The organism is Streptomyces sp. NBC_01217, from assembly GCF_035994185.1.
GTDB lineage: Bacteria > Actinomycetota > Actinomycetes > Streptomycetales > Streptomycetaceae > Streptomyces.
In genome coordinates, this window is record NZ_CP108538.1 from 7,527,159 (window position 1) to 7,553,250 (window position 26,092).

Consider the following 26,092-nt stretch of genomic DNA (forward strand, 5'->3'; position numbering starts at 1 on the left):
GTCCGAAAACCGCCAGTGCGGCACCCGCGGGTGTCGCACACTGGACGGTGTGATGGACGAACGGACCAGGTACGAGGCGGTGAGCAGCCGCGACGCCCGTTTCGACGGTGAGTTCTTCTTCGCCGTCGAAACGACCGGCATCTACTGCCGGCCGAGCTGCCCCGCCGTCACCCCCAAGCGGAAGAACGTCCGCTTCTTCCCGACCGCGGCCGCCGCCCAGGGCAACGGCTTCCGGGCGTGCCGACGGTGCCGCCCGGACGCCGTGCCGGGCTCGGCGGACTGGAACGTCCGGGCCGATGTCGTCGGCCGGGCCATGCGGATGATCGGCGACGGCGTGGTCGACCGGGAGGGCGTGCCCGGTCTCGCCCACCGGCTCGGCTACAGCTCACGCCAGGTGCAGCGGCAGCTCAACGCGGAGCTGGGCGCCGGACCCGTCGCTCTCGCCCGCGCCCAGCGGGCCCACACCGCGCGAGTGCTGCTCCAGACGACCGGGCTGCCGGTGACCGAGATCGTCTTCGCCTCCGGCTTCGCCAGCGTCCGGCAGTTCAACGACACGATCCGGCGGATCTACGCCCGTACGCCGAGCGCCCTGCGCGCCGAGGCAGGGACGGGGCTGGGGGCGGCGGTACGGGAGGCGCGCACCACCGGGATTCCGCTGCGGCTCGCGCACCGGGGCCCGTACGCGGTCCGCGAGGTCTTCGATCTCCTGGCCGGTGAGACGGTCGCCCGGATCGAGGAGGTCGGCGGGGCGCCCGGCGCCCGCACCTACCGGCGCACCCTGCGGCTGCCTTACGGCACCGGCGTCGTGGCCGTCGACGAACGGTCCGCCGGGTCCTGGCTGGATGCCCGGATCCACCTCACGGATCTGCGGGATCTGACGACGGCCGTGCAGCGGCTGCGGTGTCTGTTCGACCTGGACGCCGATCCGTACGCCGTCGACGAGCGGCTCGGCGGCGACCCGCGGCTCGCACCGGGGGTCGCCGCCCGCCCCGGACTGCGCTCGCCGGGTGCTGCGGACCCGGAGGAGTTCGCCGTACGGACGCTGGTGGGCAGGGCCGGGGCCGAGCGGCTCGTCGAGACGTACGGGAAGGTCCTCGACATCCCCTGCGGAGGGCTCACGCATGTGTTTCCCGAGCCTGGAGTGCTGGCCGGTGCGGCGGACGGCCCGGAGCTGCGGGCCCTGGCGACCGCGCTCGCCGACGGGGACGTACGGCTCGACGCCGGGGCCGACCGCGACGAGGCCGAGCAGGCACTGCTGCGGCTGCCGGGGATCGGTCCGGCTGACGCTGCGCTCATCAGGATGCGTGCGCTCGGTGACCCCGATGTGGATCCGGACGGGAGGCCCGAGGCGGAGCGGTGGCGGCCCTGGCGCTCGTACGCCGTACGCCATCTGAGCCTCTAGGTCTCCTCCTCGTCCGGGCCCCGGCGCGGCGCGGTCAACTCCCCGTGGATCAGCGGGTGTCCGTGCCGGTGTCGATCCGGATGTCCATGGGGCCGGCCTGTCAGGACCAGATCACCGCGCCCAGCCAGGCCCCTGTCACCAGCAGACACGCGAACAGCTCGACGAGCACCGCATAGCCGGTCGCCCGCATCACCGAGCGGACCGATGCCCACCCCGCCCCGCGGCTGCCGAGCCGCAGCCGCTCCGCCCCGTAGATCGCCCCCACGTATCCGGCGATCCCGCCCACCACCGGCACCACGAAGAAGCCCACGATCGCGCCGATCCCGCCCAGCATCAGCGTCTTGCGCGGTGCCCCCGACTCATGGGGGCGGCGCGGCGGCAACAACGGCTTCAGCGCCTGGTTCACCAGCAGCAGAGCGGTGGCGGCGATGAGGACACCCCAGGCGACCGGAGTCATGTCGGTCAACGCCCACCACAGCACGGCGGCCCAGACGATCGCCTGCCCGGGCACCCCCGGCACCAGCACGCCGACCAGGCCGAGAAGCATGACCAGGCCGACCGCGACGAGTTGCCACACACCCATCTCACCAGCCTGCCGGAGTCCGGCCGCTCCCGCCCGTCAACACGGCCGGGTCCGGGGCCGTCGGTGCAGCTCAGAGCGGTGTCGACGCGGTGGGGACGTCTCGGTCAGGCCCGTGGTGTCCGGGACACCCAGCCCCGTTCGTACGCGTGCCAGCCCAGCTGCAGCCGGGTCGACACCCCGGTCAGCTCCATCAGGCCCTTCACCCGCCGCTGCACGGTCCGCAACCCCAGATCCAGCTGCTTCGCCACGCTCGCGTCCGTCAGCCCGGCCAGCAGTAGCGAGAGAACCTCCAGGTCCGTCGTATCGGGCCCGATGGACTCCTCCTCCAGCCGGCCGTGCTCGCCGATCCGGAGCGGCATGGCCTCGCGCCACACCGCCTCGAAGAGCCCCATCAGCGACTCCAGCAGCCCGGAGGCGTGAACCACCAGCGCCGCGGGCTCGACTCCCCGACCGGTCAGCGGCACCATCGCCAGGGCCGTGTCGGCGATGACCAGTTTGGTGGGCACCCGGTCGACGACCCGGCACTGCTCATCACGGTTCAGCGAGGCCGCCAGCTCCGTGATCCCGGACGGCAGCGAGAGCACCTCGCGCTCGATCACCACCCGGAACGACACCCCGCGCGCGGCCGCCTGCTCCTCCGACTCGTTCTCCATGCCGCTCACGGCGATCGGCTTCCCGGTGACCAGGGCGCACACCTCGCGCGCGGCACCCAGCTGCAACTGGTGGAACCGGTGCGCCACCGCGCTCGCGCCCGTGACCACCTCGACCAGATCGTGCACGGCCGAATCGGTGGCCTCGGCCCGGTACTCCTCGGCGAGCAGCACCGCCGCGAGCTCCGCCTGATCCAGCTCATGACGCTGCTGGGTCAGCAGCGCACCCAGCGCCACTCCCGGTGGCGCCGCCACCCAACGGCCCGGGCGGGCCGACGACTGCGCGGCCAGCCCGTGCTGCTCCAGCCGGCGCAGCGCCCGTTCGGTGTCCGGCTCGGGAAGTGCCAGCCGATGCGCGAGATCGGAGACCTCCGCTGCTCCCACCGCCACGAGGGCGCGGTACGCCGACTCCTGAATCTCGTCGAGACCTATGGCTCCCAGCATCCCCGGACCCCTCCCGGACGCATTGATTCCGCACGATGTCACTGTCCGCGGGCGCCCGGTCGTGGCGGAAAGCGGCCACGGCGTAAACCCGCCGTGTACATCATCCCTTTATCCTTCGTCGCTCTGCCAATGTGGCGCCACCGCAGTACCAACAACTTCCGGAATGCCACGGTTTGTTCGATGGTGTTCCGGTTTCACTTGGGGAGAGCGATGCGTCCGATATCGCGTACGGCGCTGGGGGCGGCCACCGCCGCGGTCCTGGCCGTCACCGCGATCGCACCGTCCGCGGCAGCGCCGCAGGACGACACGACCGCGAAGAGGCCACTGACCGGCAGTGCGGCCGCCGGTGCCAAGAAGGGCGAACCGGCCACCGTCACCCTGGTCACCGGCGACAAGGTCCTGGTGAGCAGGGGCGGTTCGGGAGCGCCGTCGGTCACCGCGCTGCCGCGCGAGGACGGCACCGTCCCCCTCGTGCAGACCAGGCAGTCCGGCGATGACCTGTACGTCTACCCGGACGACGCCGTCGAGGCGCTGGCCGCGGGCAAGGTCGACGAGGAACTCTTCAACGTCACCGGACTCATCCGCCAGGGCTACGACGACGCGAGCACCAAGTCGCTGCCGCTGATCGCCGTCTACGGCCAGGACATGGCCCGCTCCGCTCCCGTCACCCCGCGCGGCGCGAAGCGCGGACTCGCGCTCGACGCGATCGACGGCGTCGCCCTCAAGGCCGACAAGGCGAAGGCCGCCGACTTCTGGTCGGACGTCACCGACACCCGCTCCCGCTCGGCCTCCGGTCTGAAGAAGCTCTGGCTCGACCGCAAGGTTCAGGCCACCCTCGACAAGTCGACAAAGCAGATCGGTGCCGACCTCGCCTGGGCCGCCGGATACGACGGCAAGGGCACCAAGGTCGCCGTGCTCGACACCGGTGTCGACGCCGAGCACCCCGACCTCAAGGGCCGGATCGCCGCCTCGGAGAACTTCACCGACTCCGACACCACCGACGACCGTCAGGGCCACGGCACCCACACCATCTCCACCGTGGGCGGCACCGGCGCGGCCAGCGGCGGCAAGAAGAAGGGCGTCGCCCCCGGCGCCGACCTGCTCGCCGGCAAGGTCCTCAACGACGGCGGATCCGGCGCCGAGTCCTGGATCATCGCCGGTATGCAGTGGGCCGTCGACCAGAAGGCCGACGTCGTCTCGATGAGCCTCGGCAGCCCGACGCCCACCGACTGCACCGACCCGATGGGCGTCGCCGCCGAGGAGCTCTCCCGGAGCGGCAACACCTTGTTCGTGATCGCGGCCGGCAACTCGGGACCGACGCTGAACACCGTGTCCTCGCCGGGCTGCGCCCCCAGCGTGCTGACCGTCGGCGCCGTCGACCGAGACGACTCCACGGCCCAGTTCTCCAGCCGCGGACCCGTGATCGGATCGCACACGCTCAAGCCCGAGATCGCCGCTCCCGGCGTCGCCATCTCGGCCGCCGCTGCCGGTGGCCGAGGCGTCTACGCGTACCAGACGATGTCCGGTACGTCGATGGCCACCCCGCATGTCGCGGGCGCCGCGGCCATCGTGAAGCAGCGTCACCCGGACTGGACCGCTCAGCAGATCAAGGCGGACCTCGTGTCGTCCGCGAAGAGCGACGTCCCCGGCGACGTGCGCGAGATCGGCGGCGGCCGCCTCGATGTGAAGGCCGCCGTCGACACCACCGTCGTCGGCGCCCCCGCCGTCCAGGGCGGCACCTTCAACTGGCCGCAGGACAGGAGCGACCGCACCACGGTCGAGGTCCCGTACACCAACTCCGGCACCGAGCCGGTGAAGCTGTCGCTGAAGGTCCAGGGCGTCACCGGCAACGACGGGTCGGATGTCCGCTCCTCGGTCGCGAAGCTCGACGCGAGCACCGTCACCGTCCCGGCCGGAGCCACCGTCGACGTACCGCTGGAGATCGACCCGACCGCGAGGCTGAAGGCCGCCCAGTACGGCGACGTCACCGGACGCGTGCTGGCCACCGGGCCCGGCGGTGTGAAGGTCTCCACCCCGTTCTCGATGTACGTCGGACCGGAGACCGTCACCCTGCGCGTCAAGCTCGTCGACCGCGCGGGCAAGCCCGCCACGGGCTCCTCCTCGCTGGACGTCATCGCCACCGACACCGCCGGCGGTGAGCGTCGCTTCAACGACGGTGCCACCGACCAGGTCTACCAGGTGCGCCCCGGCGCGTACTTCGTCTCCAGCTTCATCACGACGCCCGACGCGAAGGACGCCACCGGCAGGATGGTCGAGTCCGTCGGCTACCTCGCACGGCCGCAGCTGAACGTCACCAAGGACACCACCCTGGTCCTGGACGCCCGCAAGGCCCACCGGATCCAGGTGAAGACCGAGGACCGCAAGTCCGAGAACCGCTCCACGACGCTCACGTTCGGCCGCAGCTGGGACGACACCTGGCTGCACGCCGGCTCCATCTCCGCCGGCCGCGCCATCAAGAACTACCTGGTCGATGTCGAGGGCAGGGCCGGTGACGGCGACTTCGAGTTCGCCGGTGTCTGGCGTGCGTACGCACCGCAGCTCGAAAAGCTCTCGGTCGTCGGCGGCGGCGAGTTGCACGCGCAACTGGCCAGTACCGGATCCGTCAACCTCGACGGTAGGGGTGAGGCCGCCCTCGTCGACGCGGGCGCCGGCACCCCCGACGAGTTGAAGGCCGCCGGTGTCTCGAACAAGATCGCCCTGGTCAAGATCGCCGACGGCGCCGCGATGGCCGTCCCGGCACGGGACGCCAAGGCGGCCGGTGCGAAGGCGGTCATCGCGTACCGGCCGTCGGCGGGCCCCTGGCAGCCGTCCGTCGGCTTCGGCGCGGCGCCGCTGCCCTCCCTCGGAATCGAGACGAGTGAGGCCGACGGCCTGAAGGCCGCCCTGGCCGACGGCCCCGTGACGCTGCGCTGGAAGGGCACCGCCGTCAGCCCGTTCGTCTACAACCTCGCCTTCCCCGAGACCGGCCCCATCACCTCGGACCGCACCTACAAGGTCCGTGACAGCAAGCTCGGCAAGTCCACCGCCACGTACGAGGCAATGGGCGTCGCGGCCGACTACGTCGACTCGGCCGTCTTCAACCGGCCTTACGGCGGGCGCTACTCCGCAGGGACGTTCGACACCGTCGCCGCCCCGGGCAGGCGCACCGAGTACTACTCGGCGGGTGACACCGGCTGGGAGCGGTACATCTCCTCCAGCTTCCCCTGGGGCGAGACCATGGTCGATCCTTCCCGCACGTACAAGGCGGGCTCGCAGCGGACGGAGAGCTGGTACCGGGGCGTGGTCGGCCCGTCGGCTCCGCTCGACACCCAGGGCAAGCAGCTGCTCGCCGCGGAACGTCAGGACAACCTGATCGGCGTCGCTCCCGGCTTCTGGGCCGACACCGAACACGGCGGCGTCCAGGGCTCCTTCGGAGACCTCGGCAACATGCGGCTCACCAGTGGTGGTCAGGTCCTCGGCGAGTCCGGGTGGCCGTCCGGGGTGTTCACCGTCCCGTCCGAGGACGCGGCGTACGAACTCACCATGACGACCTTCAAGGTCGGTCAGCCCGCCGCCGTGTGGAAGCGGTCCACCCACACCGAGACCACCTGGAAGTTCCGCTCGAAGCGGGACGAGAACGTGTACTCGCAGGGGATTCCGCTGCTCTTCCCGGGCTACGACCTGGACACCGACGGGCTCAAGACCCTTGCCGCGAAGGACGGTCAGACCATCGGCCTGAACGTCACCGGCCACGCGGGCTACACGCCCGGCAAGCTGGTCGCCGCCAAGGTCTCGTACTCCTACGACGGCGGCGAGACCTGGACCACGGCCACCACCGCGCAGCGCGGCGGCCACTGGACCGCGACCGTGAACCACGCGGGCGCGGCGGGCAAGCCGGTCGCTCTGAAGACCGAACTGACGGACGCCAACGGCAACTTCGTCGTCCAGACCGTGAACGACGCATACGCCGTGCGCTGATCACGTCCCGACCGGTCCGCCGGGCGTCCTTCCCGTGGGGGGTGGGGCCGCCCGGCGGACCTTTTTTCACGGCCACTTTTTCCGGATGACCCGTTTTCGTACGGCCCGTGCGGTCGACAATAAGGGCATGAGTCAGCAGGGGGAGAGGCCCGCCGCCCATGAGGACGACTGGTGGCGCAGGCTGTACGACGAGACCGCCATGGACGCCAGGGCGAGCCGGGCGGCCGACAGCCTCGACGACCGCTTCGACTCGGCATCGGACGCGGTGAGTCCGAGTGGGCCGCCGCTCCCGCTCCCGCCGCCGACTCCGACGCCGCCTCCGCCCTCCGTGCCGGTGGTGCCCGAGCGGGTGCGCGTGCGTGCACCGTGGGAGCCGCCCGGTGAGGACGTACGCGCCCCGGAGGCGTCCCCGGCAGGCCCGTCGCAGCCGCGCACCTTTGCCGCACCGCCGGTTCCCGAGCCCGAACCCGCCCCCCACCGACCGGTGATAGGCCATGTGGGTGACCGGCCGCCCACGTACGACGCCGAGCCCACCGCGTTGCCCGCCACCGTCCCCCAGGAACTCCACGGTCTCGTCGCCGACACCGTGCTCGACGGCGCCCAGTACGGCACGTACACCCTGCGTGCCGCCTCCGTGCGCGGGGACTCCGCGCGCTTCCGGGGCGATCCCCGCCGCGACGCGCTGCTCACCGTGCGCTTCGGCACCGACAGGAGCGCGCTCGTCCTGGTCGCCGTCGCCACCGGGGCCCGCGCCACCGCGCGGGCGCATCTGGCGGCGGCCGACGCCTGCCACTGGATCGGCGGTGCCGTCGGCCGCAGTCACGTCAGGCTCTCCGAGGACATAAGGGCCGGCCGCCGCGGCGACCTCAAGTCAGGCCTGCACCGTCTGGCCGACCGCAGCTACGGCAAGCTGCGCGCCCGCGCCGCCGAGCTGGGGCTCGAACCGCAGCAGTACACGGCGAGCCTGCGCTGCCTCCTGCTGTCGGCGGACCCCGACTGCCGTACCAGGGTCTTCTTCGGCGTCGGTGGCGGTGGGCTCTTCCGGCTGCGCGACGGCGTGTGGCGGGATCTCGAACCCGAGGTTCCGGAGGCCGCCGACCTCGGCGGCGAACCCGTGGTCGGATTCGGCTCCCCGCCTCCCGGGAGCGGCCCGGGCAGCGATGACCACCTCACCATGGATCTCGGCATCGCCACGCCCCCGTCCCCCTACATCGAAAGCCCGCTCGCACCGCCCGCCGAGCCGTTCCGGTTCAGGGCCTCGGTGGCCCGGCCGGGGGACACGCTCCTGCTGTGCAGCACCGGCCTCGCCGAACCGCTGCGCGGCGAGCCCGCCCTGGCCCGGGAGCTCGCCGAACGCTGGAACAACCACCCGGCCCCCGGGCTCGCCGCCTTTCTCGCGGACACCCAGCTCCGGGTGAAGGGGTACTCCGACGACCGTACGACTGCCGGCGTCTGGGAGGCGTAACCGCGCGCGCCATGGGTTGATGGATGCGGAATCCGGAAGCCGAAGCGCGGAGAGGGCACCCACCCATGGCCAAGCAGAACGTGTCGGAGCAGTTCGTCGACATCCTCGTCCGGGCGGGCGTCAGGCGTATGTACGGCGTCGTCGGCGACAGCCTCAACCCCGTCGTCGACGCCATCCGCCGCAACTCGGCCATCGACTGGATCCAGGTCAGGCACGAGGAGACCGCCGCGTTCGCCGCCGGGGCCGAGGCCCAGATCACCGGCTCGCTGGCGGCCTGCGCCGGATCGTGCGGCCCCGGAAATCTGCACCTCATCAACGGCCTCTACGACGCCCACCGCTCCATGGCGCCCGTGCTCGCTCTCGCCTCGCACATCCCTTCGGGCGAGATCGGTCTCGGCTACTTCCAGGAGACCCATCCGGAACTGCTCTTCCAGGAGTGCAGCCACTACAACGAGATGATCTCCAACCCGCAGCAGATGCCGCGGCTGCTCCAGACGGCCATCCAGCACGCGATCGGCCGAGGCGGGGTGAGCGTCGTCTCGATGCCGGGTGACATCGCCTCGCAGCCGGCCCCGGAGAAGTCGGTCGAGCACGCCCTGGTCACCTCGCGGCCGACGGTACGGCCCGGTGACGAGGAGATCGAGAAGCTCTGCCGGATGGTCGACGAGGCGAAACGCGTGACCTTGTTCTGCGGCAGCGGGACGGCCGGTGCCCACGCCGAGGTGATGGAGTTCGCCGAGCGGGTGAAGGCCCCGGTCGGGCACGCGCTGCGCGGCAAGGAATGGATCCAGTACGACAACCCGTACGACGTCGGCATGAGCGGACTGCTCGGCTACGGCGCTGCCTACGAGGCGACCCACGAGTGCGATCTCCTCATCCTGCTCGGCACCGACTTCCCGTACAACGCCTTCCTCCCCACCGATGTGAAGATCGTCCAGGTCGATGTGCGCCCCGAGCACCTCGGCCGCCGCTCCAAGCTGGATCTGGCGGTCTGGGGCGATGTCCGAGAGACGCTGCGCTGTCTGACCCCGCGGGTGAAGGTCAAGACCGACCGCAAGTTCCTCGACCGGATGCTGAAGAAGCACGCCGACGCGCTGGAGGGCGTGGTCAAGGCGTACACCCGCAAGGTCGAGAAGCACATCCCGATCCACCCCGAGTACGTCGCCTCGGTGCTGGACGACATCGCCGACGACGACGCCGTGTTCACCGTCGACACCGGCATGTGCAATGTCTGGGCCGCCCGCTATCTCTCGCCCAACGGCAAGCGCCGTGTGATCGGTTCGTTCAGCCACGGCTCGATGGCCAACGCGCTGCCGCAGGCCATCGGCGCCCAGTTCACCGACCGGAACCGGCAGGTGGTGTCGATGTCCGGCGACGGCGGATTCTCCATGCTGATGGGCGACTTCCTCACCCTGGTGCAGTACGACCTGCCGGTGAAGGTCGTGCTGTTCAACAACTCCTCGCTCGGCATGGTCGAGTTGGAGATGCTGGTCGCCGGACTGCCGTCCTTCGGTACGGCCAACAAGAACCCGGACTTCGCCGCGGTCGCCCGGGCCTGCGGAGCGTACGGCGTACGGGTGGAGAAGCCCAAGCAGCTCGAAAGCGCCCTCAAGGACGCCTTCAAGCACAAGGGACCGGCGCTCGTCGACGTCGTCACCGACCCCAACGCGCTCTCCATCCCGCCGAGGATCAGCGCGGAGATGGTGACCGGCTTCGCGCTCTCCGCCAGCAAGATCGTGCTGGACGGCGGAGTCGGCCGGATGGTCCAGATGGCCCGCTCCAACCTGCGCAACGTGCCCCGCCCCTGAACCGTCCGAGGGACGGGGCGGGCGTTCGCTCATGCCGGGGTCAGCCGCACCGTCAGGATCTGGAACGGCCGCAGCGCCAGTACGAGACCGTGCTCATCGGTCGTCGCCCCGTGCAGGGGCCGCTCCAGCAGGTCGGTGATCTGTGCCTGTACGACGGGGAAGCCGACCCGTAGCGAGCCCTCGGCCCGGCCGCCCGCCGACTCGTACAGCCGCACGATCACATCGCCGCTGCGGTCCTCGGCGAGCTTCACCGACTCCACGGTGACCGCCGGATGCCCGGTGGTGATCAGCGACGGCACCGCTGGGGCCACCGCCGCCCGCAACGGCAGGTTGAGCGCGAGCCCCTCCCGTACCGCGTCCGTGACCTGTGCCCCGGGCGCCAGCGCGTACCGGAACCGGTGCGTGCCGAGGTCGGTCTCCGGATCCGGGCTGTGCGGGGCGCGCAGCAGCGTCAGCCGTACGGTCGTGCCGAGACCCGCATCGTGCGGGGTCCGGGTCACCTCGTGCCCGTACGTCGAGTCGTTGAGCACCGCGACCCCGTAACCCGGCTCGGCCACCCGCAGCCAGCGGTGCGCGCAGATCTCGAAACGGGCCGCGTCCCAGCCGGTGTTGTCGTGCGTGGGCCGGTGGATGTGGCCGAACTGGATCTCGGCCGTGGACCGTTCGGCGTGCACATCGAGGGGGAACGCGGCCTTGAGCACCTTCTCCGACTCCTGCCAGTCCACCTCGGTGTCGATGTCGATCTGCCGGCTGCCCGCCGCCAGCCGGATCTCCTGCACGATCCGCGACTTCCCGAACGAACGCACCACGCGCACGGCGGACCGCAGCGGCCCCCGCTCGACCGGCTCCACGGAGTCGGCACCGGTCAGATCGGTGTGCGAGCGACGGTAGTGCCGGTCGATGTCCCAGGCATCCCAGTGGTTGGGGTGATCCGGGTGCAGCTGGAGGAGATTGGCCCGGTGCCCCGGGACAAGGACCTCGCGCCCGGCGTCCAGATCGCGGACGGCGCAGATCAGCCCGTCGGAGTCGACAGTGACGCGCAGCCGCCCGTTGTCGAGGACGGTCCCGCCGTCCGCCGTGCCGGTCGCGGTGGCCCGTGCCCGCGGCGCCGCCGCACCGTCGAGCGGTCCCGCGCCGAGCCCCGGCGACTCGGCGAGCACCGCCGTACGCCCGCCGCCCAGCGGCTGCACAAGCGCGCCGGACGGCAGCACCGCGCTCGCCTCCGCGTCCAGCTCGATCACCTGACTGCGGTCGTACGGGGACGAGTTGAGAGCCACCAGCCCCTGCGCGCCGCCCAGCGCCGTCACCGCGTCCGCCACCAGTTCCGCCAGCTCGGCGCGCACCTGCTCGTAGGTGTCGCGGGCCTCACGGTGCACCCAGGCGATCGACGAGCCCGGCAGGATGTCATGGAACTGATGCAGCAGGACCGTCTTCCACACCCGGTCCAGAGTCTCGTACGGGTACCGGTAGCCGGGCGCCCGGAGCGCCGCCGCCGTGGCCCACAACTCGGCCTCGCGCAGCAGGTGTTCGCTGCGGCGGTTGCCCTGCTTGGTCTTGGCCTGGGTGGTGTACGTGGCCCGGTGCAGCTCCAGATACAGCTCGCCCGACCAGACCGGCGCCTGCGGCCCGTACTCCTGCTCGGCCGCCGCGAAGAACGCCGACGGCCTGACGATCTCGACCCTCGGCGAACCCTCCAGATCCCTGAGCCTGCGCGCCTTCTCCAGCATCTCGCGGGTCGGGCCGCCTCCGCCGTCACCCCAGCCGAACGGGACGAGGGAACGGGTCGCCGGTCCCTTCTCCGCGAAGTTCCGTTCCGCGTGGGCGAGTTCTCGGCCATGGAACTGTGCGTTGTAGGTGTCCACGGGCGGGAAGTGGGTGAAGACTCTGGTCCCGTCGATGCCCTCCCACCAGAAGGTGTGATGCGGCATCTTATTGCTCTGGTTCCAGGACAGCTTCTGCGTCAGGAACCATTTCACCCCTGCCAGTCGCGCCAGTTGCGGGAAGGCAGCCGTGTAGCCGAAGGAGTCCGGCAGCCAGATCTCCTCCGTCTCCACCCCCAGCTCCTGCTCGAAGAACCGCTTTCCGTGCACGATCTGCCGGGCCAGTGCCTCACCGCCCGGCATATTGGCGTCGGACTCCACCCACATCGACCCCACGGGCGCCCACTGCCCGTCCGCCACGGCCTGCTCGATGCGCGCCCAGATGTGCGGCTGGTGCTCCTTCACCCAGGCGTACTGCTGGGCCTGCGAAGCGGCGAAGACCAGCTCCGGATAGTCCTGGGCCAGGGCGGTGACATTGGCGAAGGTGCGCGAGGCCTTGCGCACCGTCTCGCGCAGCGGCCACAGCCAGGCCGAGTCGATGTGCGCGTGCCCGGTGGCCGAGATCCGGTGTGCGCTCGCCGACGCCGGGCGCGACAGGACCTCGGTCAGCCGTTCCCGGCCGGCCCGGGCCGTGCCCGTCACATCGTGCAGATCCAGCGCGTCCAGCATGTGCTCCAGCGCCCGCAGGATCTCGTGCCGCCGGGAACGGTCCACGGGCAGTTCCCGCATCAGCTCGCAGAGCACCTCGATGTCCAGTACGAGATGCCAGACCTCCTCGTCCAGCACGGCGAGGTCCGCGGAGGCGAACCGGTAGAGGGGCCGGTCACCCGCCGTCCTTACGTCTCCGAGAGGCGTCGGCGTGAAGCCGTGCTCCAGGACCGCCGGGTTGGCCGCGGCCTCCAGGAGCAGCGAGACAGGTTCGCCGCCCGCGGCCGGGGACGCGACCGTCAGATGCCGGTTGCGCGGGTGGACGCCCTTGAGCGGGACGCCCTCGGTGTCGTACAGCATGCCCTCGGCCTGGAATCCGGGGCCCTGACCGGAGAAGCCGGGGTCGACGACCACCTCGACCCGTCGTCCCGCCCAGTCCTCGGGCACCGTTCCCTCCAGCCGGAACCAGCTGGTGGACCATGGCTTCCCCCACTCCGTACCCGCGCTGAAGGGCTCGTACGTCCCCTTCAGCGCCTCGGCCACCGGTACGGGCTCGCCGGGGATGTGGTGGACGGAGAGGGTGAGCCAGGTGCGGGCCGGGTACTGGGCGGGGCGGATGAACTGGTGGAGGGCCCGTTCGAGGCGGTCCTCCACCAGGGTGCGGTCGTCGTGCATCACGGCTCCTCGGGGTCGGCGCCTGGGGTGTGTCCATGGCTCCACTTCCCCGGCGGCGCGACCGGCACCCCTGCGATCGGTGCGAGGGGGTGACGGCCGGTCAACCGGCCCTGTGCGCGCACCCTTGGCGACCCAAAAGCAATGTGACATATTACTGCCGTGCTCATGAGACAGCCCCTGGATGTCGTCGTCGTCGGGGCCGGAGTGGTAGGTGCGGCCTGCGCCTACTACGCCTCCCGGTCCGGACTGTCCGTGGCCGTCGTCGACCGCGGACCGGTCGCCGGGGGCACCACAGGAGCCGGGGAGGGCAACCTCCTGGTCTCCGACAAAGTACCGGGACCCGAACTGGAACTGGCCCTTCTCTCCGCCTCCTTGTGGCGCCGGCTGTCGGAGGAACTTGCCTCCGACATCGAGTACGAGCAGAAGGGCGGCCTGGTCGTGGCGGCGTCCGGGGACTCGCTGACCGCCCTGGACGCGACCGCCGCCGGCCAGCGGGGAGCCGGAGTCGAGGCGTACCACGTCACATCCGACCGGCTCCGCGATGTCGAGCCCCACCTCGCACCGGGCCTCGCCGGAGGGTGCCACTACCCGCAGGATGCCCAGGTCCAACCGGCCCTGGCAGCAGCCGAGTTGTTACGGGCAGCCGGTCGGGCCGGGGCTCGCCTGCGCCTGGGGGAGGAGGTCGTCGGGATCCTCAGGGACCGGGAGGGCGCGGTACGCGGGGTGCGCACCGCACGGGACGAACTGCGCGCCCCGGTGGTCGTCAACGCGGCGGGCACCTGGGGCGGCGAACTGGCCGCGCTGGCCGGGGTGGGCCTGCCGGTCCTGCCGCGCCGGGGATTCGTGCTCGTCACCGAGCCGCTGCCGCGGCTGATCCGGCACAAGGTCTACGCGGCGGAGTACGTGGCCGATGTGTCGAGCGGGTCCGCGGCGCTCCAGACCTCCCCGGTGGTGGAGGGAACCCCCGCGGGGCCGGTGCTGATCGGGGCCAGCCGCGAGCGGGTCGGCTTCGACCGGACGCTGTCGGTCCCGGTGATCGCCCGGCTCGCCGCCCAGGCCGCCGCACTCTTTCCCGTACTGGCGGATGTGCGGGTACTGCGCGCCTACCACGGGTTTCGCCCCTACCTGCCGGATCATCTGCCCGCGATCGGCCCGGACCCCCGGGTGCCCGGTCTCTTCCACGCCTGCGGGCACGAAGGAGCCGGAATCGGGCTGGCCCCCGCGACCGGCCTGCTGATCGCCGAAGCGCTGGCCGGGCAACAGCCCGTACTCGATCTCGGACCGTTCGCCCCGGACCGGTTCGACACCACATGCCATGCCCCATGACGGCGGAGGGGCCCCGTGCCCCGGGAGAGGACCCTGTGAGACGCAGCCGTGCACGCACCCCCGCCGAACTCGTCGGGGCACAGCCCGGACCGGAATTCCGGCTGACCTTCGACGGACGTGCGATCCGTGGACTGCCGGGCCAGAGCATCGCCGCCGCACTCTGGTCGGCGGGCATCCTGACCTGGCGCACCACCCGGGTCCACGGCAGGCCGCGGGGAGCCTTCTGCGGCATCGGTGCCTGTTATGACTGCCTGGCCACCGTCAACGGCCGGCCCAACCAGCGCGCGTGCCTGCTGCCCGCCCGGCCCGGCGACGCCATCACCACACAGGAGGGCGACGGGCATGCCGTGCTCGACGGATGACCACCGGTCAGGGGATGGGGACCGCGCCGAGCTCGCCGTGGTGGGCGCGGGGCCGGCCGGCCTGGCCGCGGCCGTCACAGCGGCGGACCACGGGCTCGCCGTGGTTCTGCTGGACGCGTCCGTCACGCCCGGTGGGCAGTACTACCGCAGCCCGGCCGACGGGCTCGGCGCCACCCGGCCCGCCGCCCTCCACCACGCCTGGCCGGTCTTCGCCGCACTCTCCGCACGACTTGCCGCGCACCGCGCGTCCGGCGCGATCCGCCATCTCCCCGGTCACCAGGTGTGGACGCTCGAACGAGCCGGTGACGGCGACTGGGTGCTGCACGCCGTGACCGGAACCGAGGAGGATCGCCACTCTGTCGTCCGGGCCCGCCGGCTGCTGCTGGCCACGGGCGCCCATGAACGCCAACTACCCTTCCCCGGCTGGACACTTCCCGGTGTCGTGGGCGCGGCCGGTGCCCAGGCGTTGCTCAAGTCCGGTCTGGTGCTGCCCGGTCGCCGGATCGTGGTCGCGGGGAGCGGACCGCTCCTGCAGGCCGTCGCCCTCTCGCTGACGCGTGCCGGGGCGAGCGTTCCTGTGCTGATCGAGGCGTCGGGCTATGGGGTGTACGCACGTGCACCCGGGGTGCTGGCCGCCAACCCCGGCAAGTTGGCGGAAGGAGTCCGGCACGGGGCGTCACTGACCCGTGCCGGAGTCCGGGTGCTGACCCACCGGGCGGTCACCGAAGTGCACGGCGATGACCGGGTGGAGGCGGTGACCGTCAGCCGGGTGGACCGACAGTGGCGTCCGCTGCCCGGGACCGGCCGCGAGATCGCCTGCGATGCGCTCGCCGTGGGACACGGGCTCGTTCCTCAGCTGGAACTCGCCCTGGCGGCGGGCTGCGATACGCGCGTGGGCGCCGACGGTACGCATGCGGTCACCCTCGACGAGCGGCTCAGGACCACCGTGCCAGGGGTCTGGGCGGCAGGGGAGACCGGCGGCATCGGTGGTGTGGAACTTGCCCTGTGTGAAGGGGAGTTGGCGGCGTTGTCCATCAGCTGTGAGGTACGGGACGAGGTGCGGCGGACAGCGGCGCGCAGAGCGGTCGCCCTGCGTCGTGCCCGGCGCCGCCTGCGGGCCTTCGCCTCGTTGATGGGCGCCGTGCACCGGCCGGGGGCGGGATGGCGCGAGTGGCTCACCGCCGACACGGAGGTCTGCCGTTGCGAAGAGGTCACCGCGGGCCGGATCCGTACCGCGTGCGAGGAACTCGGAGCCGGTGACACCAGGACCGTCAAACTGCTGACCCGGGCCGGAATGGGGTGGTGCCAGGGCCGGACCTGCGGATTCGCCGTCCGCGAACTGGCTGCCGCACACGGCACGGGACACGGCACCGGAGGCGGCTCCCGACGTCGTTGCGTTGAGGAGCAGGAGGGGCCCGGCCCCGACCGGCGACCGCTGGCCTGCCCCGTGACACTGTCCACGCTCGCCGGCCTGACCGACCCCGGGGAGACCACAGCCACACCCTGACACCTCTCTCCTACGCCTCGGCACACCGCGCCGTGGCATGTCACACCTCTCAAGGAGTCACGATGCAGACGAACGCCCACCCGCGCAGCCGCCCCTGGCACGGTGTCATGGTCGCCACACCACTGACCCTGCGCGACGACTGCACCATCGACTACGACGCGTACGCCGCGCACGTCCACCAGCTCATCGCGGCGGGCTGCGACGGTGTGGTGCCCAATGGATCGCTGGGGGAGTACCAGACCCTGACCGACAGCGAACGCGAGCAGGTGGTCCGGGTCGCCGTCGAGGCGGCGGGCGACGGCAGCCGCGTCATGCCGGGGGTCTCCGCCTACGGCAGCGCGGAGTCACGGCGCTGGGCGGAACAGGCCGCGGAGGCGGGCGCCGGTTGTGTTCTGCTCCTGCCGCCCAACGGCTACCGCTGCGAGGACGCGGCGGTCCGCGCCCACTACGCGGCCGTGGCCGAAGCAGGGGTTCCGGTCGTCGCGTACAACAACCCCTACGACACCAAGGTGGATCTGACCCCGGGCCTGCTCGCCACCCTCCACCAGGAGGGCAGCATCGTGGCGGTCAAGGAGTTCAGCGGCGACGTGCGAAGGGCGTACGAGATCGCCGAGCGAGCGCCGGGCCTCGACCTGCTCGTGGGCGCCGACGACGTCCTGCTGGAACTGGCACTCGCCGGGGCCGTCGGCTGGATCGCGGGCTGCCCGAACATGCTGCCGTCCTGCTGCGTCGAGCTGTACCGGGCCGCTGTGACGGGTGACATGGCAACTGCCCTGCCGCTGTACCGGGAGCTGCATCCCCTGCTCCGATGGGACTCGAAGCCGGAGTTCGTCCAGGCCATCAAGGCATCCATGGACGTGGTCGGACGCCACGGCGGCCGTACCCGCCCGCCACGCCTTCCCCTGCCCGCCGACGACGCGGCCGCCGTACGCGCCGCGACGGAGAAGGTACTGGCGGGGGGCCTCGCCTGAACGCCGGCCCGCCGACGCACACCCTTGCCCGTACCCGACCCGGCCGTGTCCTTCTTGCCGAACCAGGGAGAGCCTTGCAGACACGTCATATCTTCCATGCCGTCGACTCACACACCGAAGGCATGCCCACCCGCGTCATCACCGGTGGCATCGGCACCATCCCCGGTGCCACGATGGCCGAACGGCGCAGGTACTTCCAGGAGCACCGGGACGCCGTGCGCACCCTGCTCATGTACGAACCCCGCGGCCACGCCGCCATGAGCGGCGCCATCCTCCAGCCGCCCACCCGGCCCGACGCGGACTTCGGCGTCCTCTACATAGAGGTCTCGGGCTTTCTGCCGATGTGCGGGCACGGCACCATCGGCGTCGCGACCGTTCTGGTGGAGACCGGCATGGTCGAGGTGACCGAGCCCGTCACCACCGTACGGCTGGACACCCCGGCCGGACTCGTCAGCGTCGACGTCCGGGTACGCGACGGCGCGGCCGTCGCCGTCACCCTGACCAACGTCCCCGCGTTCAGCGTCGCACTCGACCGGACGGCGGACGTGCCCGGCTACGGAGCGGTGCGCTACGACCTCGCCTACGGCGGCAACTTCTACGCGATGGTGCACCTCTCCGACCTCGGGCTGCCCTTCGACCGGGCACGCAAGGAGGACATCCTGTCGGCGGGACTCGCCCTGATGGACGCGGTCAATGCCGCCGACCGGCCCGTCCACCCGGAGGATCCGGACATCCACGGACTCAAGCACGTGCAGTTCGTCGCACCCGGTTCCGATGCCCGCCACTCCCGGCACGCGATGGCGATCCACCCCGGCTGGTTCGACCGGTCGCCCTGCGGAACCGGCACTTCGGCACGTATGGCCCAGCTGCACGCGCGCGGTGAACTTCCCCTGGACACCGACTTCGTGAACGAGTCCTTCATCGGCACCTCGTTCACCGGGCGCCTCGTCGATGAGACCACCGTGGCCGGGCGGCCCGCCGTCGTCCCCACCGTCACAGGACGGGCCTGGATCACCGGTACCGCACAATTCTTCCTGGACCCGTCCGACCCCTTCCCCGAAGGATTCCTGTTGTGAATCTGCCCCTGCTCGGCGCCGACGACATCGAGGCCCTGGGACCGACCGGAGCCGCGGACGCCCTGGAGGCGGCGCTGAGCGGGGGACTCGATCCGGAGAGAACCCCCGCCCGGCACCATGTCACCGTGCCCGGCGGGGAACTGCTGATCATGCCCGCCACCACCCGGCAGGTGACCGGGGTGAAGATCGCCGGAGTCGCGCCGGGCAACCCGGCGCGCAACCTGCCCCGGATCACCGGGAGCTATCTGCTGCTCGACGGCCCCACTCTGCTGCCGCTCGCCCTGCTCGACGGGGCCGCGCTCACCGCGCTGCGCACACCGGCCGTGTCCGCACTCGCGATCCGGCACCTCACCGGGCCCGTCGTGCGGCATCTGGTGCTCTTCGGAACCGGCCCCCAGGCATACGGACACCTTGCCGCGGTGCTCGCCGAACGGCCCGTCGAACGCGTCACCGTGATCGGCCGTACCCCGCACCGGGTCGCCGCACTGGTCGAGCACGCCCGCCGGCTCGGCACGGACGCCCGTGCGGGTGGGGCGCGCGGGGCCGAGGAGGTCGCGACGGCCGATCTGGTGCTCTGCTGCACCACGTCCGCAACCCCGCTGTTCGACGGCACCCTCGTACCGGACGGGGCGACGGTCGTGGCGGTCGGCTCGCACAGCCCGGATGCCCGGGAGGTCGACACCGCTCTAGTGGCGCGCTCCGCCGTGATCGTCGAATCGAGGTCGGCGGCCCTGTCGGAGGCGGGCGATCTGCTGATCCCGATGGCGGAAGGAGCGTTCACAGCCGAGTCCGTCGCCGCCAATCTTGCCGAGCTGGTGGCGGGCCGGAGCCTCGGTGGGAAAGCGGCCGACCCGGAGCGCCCACGGCTCTTCAAGAGCGTCGGAATGGGCTGGGAGGACCTCGCGGTCGCGGCCGCGGTGCACCGGAAGTCGGCGCCCTGACCTGGTTGTCCACAGGCGGGGAACGACGGGCCCGGGTGGAAATTTGACATTGTATTCTGAGGGCCCGTACGGCGCTGGAGGAGCAGATATGGCCCGCCTGACGACGCTCAACACCCTCTCGGCGCAGGAGCACTTGCGCGACCGAGTGGCGAACGCCCTCAGAGCGGCCCTGATCGCAGGGGATCTCCGTCCGGGCACGATCTACTCCGCTCCCGCGCTCGCCGCCGAATTCGGGGTGTCCGCCACCCCGGTCCGCGAGGCCATGCTCGACCTGGCGCGCGAGGGCCTGGTCGAAGCGGTCCGCAACAAGGGCTTTCGGATAACCGAGTTGACCGAGCAGGATCTCGACGACTTCACCGAACTCCGGGCCATGATCGAGGTCCCCACCGTCGGGCGCATCGCCCGGATGGGCAAGGCCAAGGAGCTGAAGGCGCTGCGGCCGCTCGCCCTGGAGATCGTCGCCGCCGCTGCCGAGCACGACATCATCGGCTACCTGGAGGCCGACCGCCGCTTCCATCTCGAACTGCTCGCCCTGGCCGGCAACCGTCGGCTGGTGGAGGAGGTCGGCAATCTGCGCAAGCGGTCGCGCCTCTTCGGGCTGAACCGGCTTGCCGCGACGGGAATGTTGACCGCATCGGCCGAGGAGCACGTCGAACTGCTCGATGTCATGATCGCCGGTGACGCACAGCGCGCCGAGCGACGCATGCTGACCCATATGTCACATGTCAGGAACCTCTGGGCCGAGGAGCAGGCGCGCGACACGGGCACGGGAGACAGGCGGATCAAAAGGGTGCCGCTGCCGGTCGCCGAAGCCTGAACCGACTGCCTCGTCCGGGAGTTCCAGGGAGCGCGAAGCAGCGCTCGCCACGCGTGCCGTCGCGCCCGCGGAAGACTTCCACCACATCCTCGAACCCCGTCACCGTCGCATCGACGGACGGGGCCACGCCGCCGAGCGCCCGTACCGGTGGCGGCGACCGGGTGCGAGCGCGGGCTTCGGCTGAAATCCGTTGCTGGCTGGGGGAGTTGACGCGGAGGCGAATGCGTACGAGAGGGCTTCCGAAGGACATGTGACATGTGCCATTGTACAGCGCACAGAGGGAATGGGTCGTGTCCATGTCACAACGTGAGCCGAAGTCGGACCCGGCCCGACCCGGCCCCCGCGCATTCCCCCACAGCCGCGCGCGGTCGCGCGGTCACCACTCCGCTGGGAGGCGGCACGTGAAGAACCGAACGGTTCGACAGAGACTGACCGGACTGTCCACTGCGGTCCTGGCGGCATGCCTGGGCCTGGGCCTGCTCTCCGCACCGAGCCAGGCCGTCCAGCAGCGCCCCACCGCACCGTCCGCGACCGACCGCACCGGCCCCGCCGCCGAGGCGCCGACCGCGCCCGCCAACGACGCCGCCCACATCAGCCGCAAGGCCTTGAAGGCCGCCGACCGGCCGCCCCTGTCCGCGTCCAAGGACGCGCTCAGACGCGACTACGACGACCCCGGCGCCGCGCTCCCGAGCCACCCGGCTCCTTCGATGAAGGCCGGAGCCGGGGCCCGGCCCGCGGCCGCCTGCGAGGTCGGCGACTTCACCGGCCGCACCGGAAGCGCCCTCGTCCAGCAGATCAAGGCATCTACCGCCGACTGCGTCAACACGCTGTTCGGGGTCAAGGGCAACGACGGCTATCTGGCCTTCCGCGAGGCGCAGATGGTCACCGTCGCCGGCGCCCTGCGCGAGGGGTCGGCCGCCTATCCCGGGGACAGCAGCACCGGCATGCCCCAGCTGGTCCTCTATCTCCGGGCCGGGTACTACGTGCAGTACTACGACCCCGGCACCGTGGGCAGCTACGGGCCGCAGCTGCGTATGGCCGTGCAGGGCGGGCTCGACGCGTTCTTCGGCGCCTCCCACGCCTTCGACGTCACCGACGCCAACGGTGAGACCCTGGCCGAGGCCGTCACATTGATCGACAGCGCCGAGCAGAATGCCCGCTACCTGTATGTCGTCAAGCGGATGCTGGCCGACTACGACGCCTCGTACGACGGCTCCTGGTACATGCTCAACGCGCTGAACAACGTATACACGGTGACATTCCGCGGTCACCAACTGCCGGAGTTCATCAGTGCCGTGGAGTCCGATCCGAGTCTGCTGGACGCGCTCCACGACTTCGCATCGCGCCATCTCGACCTGCTGGGTACGGACCGGTCGTACCTGACCTCCAACGCCGGGCGCGAGCTGGGCCGCTTCCTCCAGGAGGCATCACTGCGACCGTCGGTGCGTCCGCTCGCCGCCGGACTGCTCGGCCGGAGCTCCCTCACCGGCCCCACCGCCCCGCTCTGGGTCGGTGTCGCGGAGATGGCCGACGCCTACGACAGGGCGAACTGCTCGTACTACGGCACCTGCGACCTCGCACAGCGTCTCAAGAGCGCCGTCCTGCCCGTCAACCACGCCTGCAGCGACAGCATCCGCATCCTGGCGCAGCAGATGTCCGCCGCGGACCTCGCCGCGAGCTGTACCAGTCTGCGCGGCCAGGACTCCTACTTCCATGGCATCGCCCGGGACCAGGGGCCGGTCGTTGGCGACCGCAACACCACCATCGAGGTCGTGGTCTTCGACTCCAGCACCGACTACCAGACCTACGCCGGCGCGATCTACGGCATCGACACCGACAACGGCGGCATGTACCTGGAGGGTGATCCCTCGGCCGCCGGGAACCAGCCCCGGTTCATCGCCTACGAGGCCGAGTGGGTCCGCCCCGAGTTCCAGATCTGGAACCTCAACCACGAGTACACGCACTACCTTGACGGCCGCTTCGACATGTACGGCGATTTCGACGCCGGAACGATCACGCCGACCATCTGGTGGGTCGAGGGCTTCGCGGAGTACGTCTCGTACTCGTACCGCGATGTCACGTACGACGACGCCGTCGCCCGGGCCGCGGCCCACACCTACACCCTGCGGACCCTGTTCGACACCACGTACGACAACGCCGACCAGATCCGCGTCTACAACTGGGGCTATCTGGCGGTCCGTTACATGCTGCAGTCCCACCGCGCGGACGTGGACACCCTCCTCGGCCTCTATCGCAGGGGCGACTGGAACGGCGCCCGCACCCTGCTCACCTCGACCATAGGAAGCCGTTACGACGCCGACTGGAACGCCTGGCTGACCGCCTGCGCGGCCGGCAGCTGCGGTACCGTCACCGACCCGCCCACCGACCCCTCGGCCGAGTGCACGGGCGGCGACACCCGGGAGCTGGGCAAGGACTGCAGGCGCAGTGGGCTCGCCGCGACCCGGGGCAACTACTCCTATCTGTACCTCTACATTCCGGCGGGCACCGCCCGGCTGACGATCACCGCGTCGGGCGGCACTGGCGACGCCGACCTCTACTACGGCGCGGACGGCTGGGCGACCACGGGTGCGTACTCCCAGCGGGCCGTCGGCGCCGGGAACGCGCACACGCTGACCATCGACCACCCGGCGGCCGGAGCCCACTTCATCAGTCTCCACGCCGTCGAGGGCTTCGACGGTGTGACCGTCTCCACTCACTACTGAGCGCCGGTACGGAGTGCCTTCGTATACGAGGCACCCGGCGCTCCACGGCTCACAACAGCCGTAGGGCGCCGGGTGCCGTTCCGTCTCTCAGGGTCTCCACGAGCAGGTCGAACAGTGTCGGTCCGCGCCCGGCCAGGGCCTCGTCGAGCCGCTGCCGGAACGCGGATCTGTTGCTGGGGTGCACCCGGCTCAGGCTCTGCCGCAGATACCGCGCCGTCTCCTCATGGCCCAGGGCCCGCGCGGAGAGGGCGTGGTCGCGCCATTCGAAGACGAAGTCGCCGTCGTCCGGGGTGCCCATTCCACCGCCGAGGCAGTCCGCGAGGGCGTCGAAGTTGCGGCCGAAGTATCCGCCGGGGCCGTTCACCGCCTCGCCGATCACTTCCCAGAACTGTTCCAGGCCGGTGACCCGGGAGCCGTCGATCACATAGGTCACGGTCATGTGGGGAGGGTACAACTCCGACCGCTTCCCGGAGGTTTGTGATCCGCGCCGCAGGTGGGGGGCTACGGCGCGGATCGGCTCGGATGACCGGGCGTCAGCAGCCCTGGTCGATCAGGTCGAACGTGGCGTAGTGGTCGCTGGTGTAGTAGTCCTCCTGGAACTCCTCACCCGTGACGATCCGGCGCGCGCCGCGGGTCGGGGAGCCCGGAGTGATGACCGTGTACTCGTGGTAGTAGCCGGTGCTCCGGCTGGGCAGGACGCCTTCGCGGTTCTGGAAGACGGAACCGTCCTGCGAGTAGGGGAACGGGCCGCCCTCGTCGATGAGGTCGAGGGTGTCGTGTGCCTGGGCGGGCAGTGCCGAGTAACAGATGCTGCCGACCGAGGCGGCGGAGGCCGTGGCGGTCGTGGTGACCGGGCTGCCGACGAGCAGGACGGACAGGAGGGCGGCTGCGCCACCGAGCGTGGTGATCCGTGGGGGGATTCGCATAGCCATCATGATGACGCGCGTAGACATGGTCCCGTCAACGCCAACCGGTGTGAATTTTTTGGGAGTTAACCGGAGGGGTGGGAATGTGACAGCCGTGTGTCCGCAGCTCCGGACGGTATCGCCCGTTCCCTGTTCACTTATTGATGAATCGACAAGCGTGGCAGCCCGCCAGTGGGGCATGCATCCCCGTGAAGGTGTTCCGCGAAGGAGCGCGATGAGAAGTCGAGAAGGGGGCGATTCACTGTGCGGGCGGGGGAGACGATGGAGCGTCACGGAGATGCCGATGCCAGGGCGGGCGGGGAGGCGCACGAGCCAGGGGCCCGGGGACAGCAGCCGGTCCGGCTGCACCGCAGACTGGACCGCACCGATCTGGCGGCCGTGAGCGAAGTGCGGTGTGCGCTGCGGGAGTTCTTGCGCTACCGGTGGCGGGTTGAGCCGGCCGAGGTGGCGGAGCTCCTGCTCAGCGAGCTGGTGACCAACGCACTGGTCCACACCGGGCGCGGCGCGGTCGTCACGGTGAGCGTGGTGCCCGCGAAACTACGGGTGGAGGTACGGGACTTCGTGCCCGCAATGCCCCTGTCGTACGTACCGAACGCCGACGACGGTACGCATGGCCGGGGGCTGATTCTGGTGCAGAGCCTCGCGGACGCCTGGGGGGTCGGCGCGCACGCTCTGGGCAAGGTCGTGTGGTTCGAGCTGGACGGCGAAAGATCCTGAGAGTGCCCTGAGGGAGCCCGGAGAGCGCGAAGAGGCCCTGAGAGCGCGGAAGGGTCCGGGCCGTCAGGGCCTCGTGCGAGTGATCAGCTGTCAGGGCCTCGTGCGGCGGATCAGCCGAACTGCTGCTCCAGATCCTTCAGCTTCCGCTCCAGCGAGTCGAGCCGGGGCAGTGCCTGGGTGTCGTCCTCGGCGGTGAGGTCGACGGTGATCGGGTCATTCGCGTTCCGGTCCGAGGCGTGAGAGCTCGGACCCGTCACGGCCTGCAGGGACGGCCGGGCGCGCAGGGGCAGTTGTCCCGGCTCGGATATGGCGGGCTCCACGACGGACTGCGCGGAGGCCGTCGCGGGGGCGATCGCCTGGACGTCCACCTGGGTGCCGCCCCGGCCGACCCGGCGCCAGGCCCGGTTCTGCCGGTTCAGCGCCCTGATGTGGGCCCGGTCCAGCTTCTCCTGGTCCCTCCTGCGGAGGCGGTTCTGTTCCTTCTCCCGCCGGTCCTCACGCACCTCGTCGACCGCTTCGTCCAGGGTACGTACGCCCTCCAGCAACATCAGCGACCAGGCGCCGAAGGTCTCCCGGGGGGCGCGCAGCCACCGTACGATCCGGATCTGCGGCAGCGGACGGGGCACCAGGCCCTGCTCGCGCAGCGCGGCCCGGCGGGTCTGCTTCAGCGCGCGGTCGAAGAGCACGGCCGCCGAGAGCGACATCCCCGCGAAGAAGTGCGGGGCGCCCGCGTGGTCGATTCCGCGCGGCGCGTGCACCCAGTTGAACCAGGCGGCCGCACCGGCGAACGTCCATACGAGCAGCCGCGATCCGAGCGCCGCGTCGCCGTGGCTGGCCTCGCGCACCGCGAGTACGGAACAGAACATCGCGGCCCCGTCGAGGCCGAACGGAACGAGATACTCCCAGCCACCGGAGAGGCCGAGGTTCTGCTCGCCGAAGCCGACGAGCCCGTGGAAGGAGAGTGCGGCGGCGACGGCGGCGCAGCAGAACAGCAGGACGTACGAGGCGGTGGCGTACAGCGCCTCCTTGCGTCGGCGACGCTCCTCGCTGCGCTCCCAGCTGTCGTCGGCCGCGGAGTTGTCAGCGGCGCGCTTGCCGCGTGCGACCACCGCCACCGCCGCCAGGACCCCCGCGAGCAGCACGGCGCCCGGAAGCAGCCAATTCAGCGATATGTCGGTCAGTCTCATGCGCGGTCCCTTGCATCGCGTAGGGCATTTCGGGCGCCATGATTGCCGAAACCCCGTCACGCTCAG

General features: G+C 71.0%; 19 protein-coding genes. 13 read left to right on the forward strand and 6 right to left on the reverse strand.

The genetic code is table 11. The features are described 5' to 3' along the window. Positions 1-52: 52 nt before the first annotated feature. Complete coding sequence (locus tag OG507_RS33670; RefSeq protein ID WP_327372191.1) at positions 53-1,402, forward strand: AlkA N-terminal domain-containing protein; 1,350 nt, start codon at positions 53-55, stop codon at positions 1,400-1,402. A 100-nt stretch (positions 1,403-1,502) separates the two neighbouring features. On the opposite strand, the gene OG507_RS33675 is transcribed toward OG507_RS33670, so the two are convergent. Then, the gene (locus OG507_RS33675; RefSeq protein WP_327370877.1) at positions 1,503-1,985 is read right to left on the reverse strand and encodes a DUF456 domain-containing protein; all 483 of its coding nucleotides are present in this window, start codon (positions 1,983-1,985) and stop codon (positions 1,503-1,505) included. Between the two features lie 104 nt (positions 1,986-2,089). Beyond that, positions 2,090-3,079: a helix-turn-helix domain-containing protein gene (locus tag OG507_RS33680; RefSeq protein ID WP_327370878.1), complete on the reverse strand. Its 990-nt coding sequence runs from the start codon at positions 3,077-3,079 to the stop codon at positions 2,090-2,092. Positions 3,080-3,289: 210 nt separating this feature from the next. On the opposite strand from OG507_RS33680, the gene OG507_RS33685 reads away from it, so the two are divergent. The 3 genes from OG507_RS33685 to OG507_RS33695 all read left to right on the forward strand — a co-directional run bounded on the left by OG507_RS33685 (position 3,290) and on the right by OG507_RS33695 (position 10,330). After that, positions 3,290-7,057 carry a S8 family peptidase gene (locus OG507_RS33685; RefSeq protein WP_327370879.1) on the forward strand — a complete coding sequence of 1,256 codons (3,768 nt, stop codon included), beginning with the start codon at positions 3,290-3,292 and terminating at the stop codon, positions 7,055-7,057. A 127-nt stretch (positions 7,058-7,184) separates the two neighbouring features. Further along, positions 7,185-8,522 (forward strand): protein phosphatase 2C domain-containing protein, encoded by a 1,338-nt coding sequence (locus tag OG507_RS33690; RefSeq protein WP_327370880.1) that lies wholly within the window; start codon positions 7,185-7,187, stop codon positions 8,520-8,522. A gap of 65 nt (positions 8,523-8,587) precedes the next feature. Beyond that, positions 8,588-10,330, forward strand: a complete 1,743-nt coding sequence (locus tag OG507_RS33695; RefSeq protein ID WP_327370881.1) for a pyruvate dehydrogenase — start codon at positions 8,588-8,590, stop codon at positions 10,328-10,330. A gap of 29 nt (positions 10,331-10,359) precedes the next feature. Here OG507_RS33695 and OG507_RS33700 read toward each other — a convergent pair whose 3' ends face one another. Further along, the gene (locus tag OG507_RS33700) at positions 10,360-13,473 is read right to left on the reverse strand and encodes an alpha-mannosidase (RefSeq protein WP_327370882.1); all 3,114 of its coding nucleotides are present in this window, start codon (positions 13,471-13,473) and stop codon (positions 10,360-10,362) included. Between the two features lie 159 nt (positions 13,474-13,632). Here OG507_RS33700 and OG507_RS33705 point away from each other — a divergent pair, with 159 nt between their 5' ends. From OG507_RS33705 to OG507_RS33740, 8 genes are all read left to right on the forward strand, one after another. Then, positions 13,633-14,799, forward strand: a complete 1,167-nt coding sequence (locus OG507_RS33705) for an NAD(P)/FAD-dependent oxidoreductase (RefSeq protein ID WP_442811061.1) — start codon at positions 13,633-13,635, stop codon at positions 14,797-14,799. Positions 14,800-14,834: 35 nt separating this feature from the next. Next, positions 14,835-15,161 (forward strand): (2Fe-2S)-binding protein, encoded by a 327-nt coding sequence (locus tag OG507_RS33710; protein WP_327370884.1) that lies wholly within the window; start codon positions 14,835-14,837, stop codon positions 15,159-15,161. After that, positions 15,142-16,668: an FAD/NAD(P)-dependent oxidoreductase gene (locus tag OG507_RS33715; RefSeq protein ID WP_327370885.1), complete on the forward strand. Its 1,527-nt coding sequence runs from the start codon at positions 15,142-15,144 to the stop codon at positions 16,666-16,668. The genes OG507_RS33710 and OG507_RS33715 overlap by 20 nt, the downstream gene beginning before the upstream one ends. A 62-nt stretch (positions 16,669-16,730) precedes the next feature. After that, positions 16,731-17,639, forward strand: a complete 909-nt coding sequence (locus OG507_RS33720) for a dihydrodipicolinate synthase family protein (RefSeq protein WP_327370886.1) — start codon at positions 16,731-16,733, stop codon at positions 17,637-17,639. Between the two features lie 74 nt (positions 17,640-17,713). Next, the gene (locus tag OG507_RS33725) at positions 17,714-18,715 is read left to right on the forward strand and encodes a proline racemase family protein (protein WP_327370887.1); all 1,002 of its coding nucleotides are present in this window, start codon (positions 17,714-17,716) and stop codon (positions 18,713-18,715) included. Continuing rightward, the gene (locus OG507_RS33730; protein ID WP_327370888.1) at positions 18,712-19,656 is read left to right on the forward strand and encodes an ornithine cyclodeaminase family protein; all 945 of its coding nucleotides are present in this window, start codon (positions 18,712-18,714) and stop codon (positions 19,654-19,656) included. The genes OG507_RS33725 and OG507_RS33730 overlap by 4 nt, the downstream gene beginning before the upstream one ends. A gap of 88 nt (positions 19,657-19,744) precedes the next feature. After that, the gene (locus OG507_RS33735; protein ID WP_327370889.1) at positions 19,745-20,473 is read left to right on the forward strand and encodes a GntR family transcriptional regulator; all 729 of its coding nucleotides are present in this window, start codon (positions 19,745-19,747) and stop codon (positions 20,471-20,473) included. Positions 20,474-20,874: 401 nt separating this feature from the next. Beyond that, a complete protein-coding gene (locus OG507_RS33740) occupies positions 20,875-23,196 on the forward strand; it encodes a M9 family metallopeptidase (protein WP_327370890.1) in 2,322 nt (773 codons plus the stop codon). 49 nt (positions 23,197-23,245) lie between these two features. On the opposite strand, the gene OG507_RS33745 is transcribed toward OG507_RS33740, so the two are convergent. Both OG507_RS33745 and OG507_RS33750 read right to left on the reverse strand, forming a co-directional pair. Further along, positions 23,246-23,635 carry a barstar family protein gene (locus tag OG507_RS33745; protein WP_327370891.1) on the reverse strand — a complete coding sequence of 130 codons (390 nt, stop codon included), beginning with the start codon at positions 23,633-23,635 and terminating at the stop codon, positions 23,246-23,248. A gap of 94 nt (positions 23,636-23,729) precedes the next feature. Then, positions 23,730-24,122: a ribonuclease domain-containing protein gene (locus OG507_RS33750; RefSeq protein ID WP_327370892.1), complete on the reverse strand. Its 393-nt coding sequence runs from the start codon at positions 24,120-24,122 to the stop codon at positions 23,730-23,732. A gap of 354 nt (positions 24,123-24,476) precedes the next feature. On the opposite strand from OG507_RS33750, the gene OG507_RS33755 reads away from it, so the two are divergent. After that, entirely contained in the window at positions 24,477-24,839 is a 363-nt protein-coding gene (locus OG507_RS33755; RefSeq protein WP_327372192.1) for an ATP-binding protein, read from the forward strand. A 110-nt stretch (positions 24,840-24,949) separates the two neighbouring features. Here the strand turns inward: OG507_RS33755 and OG507_RS33760 are convergent, their stop codons facing one another. After that, positions 24,950-26,026, reverse strand: a complete 1,077-nt coding sequence (locus OG507_RS33760) for a DUF2637 domain-containing protein (RefSeq protein ID WP_327370893.1) — start codon at positions 26,024-26,026, stop codon at positions 24,950-24,952. Positions 26,027-26,092 lie beyond the last annotated feature (66 nt).

Coding starts and splice junctions, on each gene's coding strand:
- OG507_RS33670 (WP_327372191.1), top strand. CDS start 53: ATGGACGAACGGACCAGGTACGAGGCGGTGAGCAGCCGCGACGCCCGT.
- OG507_RS33675 (WP_327370877.1), bottom strand. CDS start 1,985: ATGGGTGTGTGGCAACTCGTCGCGGTCGGCCTGGTCATGCTTCTCGGC.
- OG507_RS33680 (WP_327370878.1), bottom strand. CDS start 3,079: ATGCTGGGAGCCATAGGTCTCGACGAGATTCAGGAGTCGGCGTACCGC.
- OG507_RS33685 (WP_327370879.1), top strand. CDS start 3,290: ATGCGTCCGATATCGCGTACGGCGCTGGGGGCGGCCACCGCCGCGGTC.
- OG507_RS33690 (WP_327370880.1), top strand. CDS start 7,185: ATGAGTCAGCAGGGGGAGAGGCCCGCCGCCCATGAGGACGACTGGTGG.
- OG507_RS33695 (WP_327370881.1), top strand. CDS start 8,588: ATGGCCAAGCAGAACGTGTCGGAGCAGTTCGTCGACATCCTCGTCCGG.
- OG507_RS33700 (WP_327370882.1), bottom strand. CDS start 13,473: ATGCACGACGACCGCACCCTGGTGGAGGACCGCCTCGAACGGGCCCTC.
- OG507_RS33715 (WP_327370885.1), top strand. CDS start 15,142: ATGCCGTGCTCGACGGATGACCACCGGTCAGGGGATGGGGACCGCGCC.
- OG507_RS33720 (WP_327370886.1), top strand. CDS start 16,731: ATGCAGACGAACGCCCACCCGCGCAGCCGCCCCTGGCACGGTGTCATG.
- OG507_RS33735 (WP_327370889.1), top strand. CDS start 19,745: ATGGCCCGCCTGACGACGCTCAACACCCTCTCGGCGCAGGAGCACTTG.
- OG507_RS33745 (WP_327370891.1), bottom strand. CDS start 23,635: ATGACCGTGACCTATGTGATCGACGGCTCCCGGGTCACCGGCCTGGAA.
- OG507_RS33750 (WP_327370892.1), bottom strand. CDS start 24,122: ATGCGAATCCCCCCACGGATCACCACGCTCGGTGGCGCAGCCGCCCTC.
- OG507_RS33760 (WP_327370893.1), bottom strand. CDS start 26,026: ATGAGACTGACCGACATATCGCTGAATTGGCTGCTTCCGGGCGCCGTG.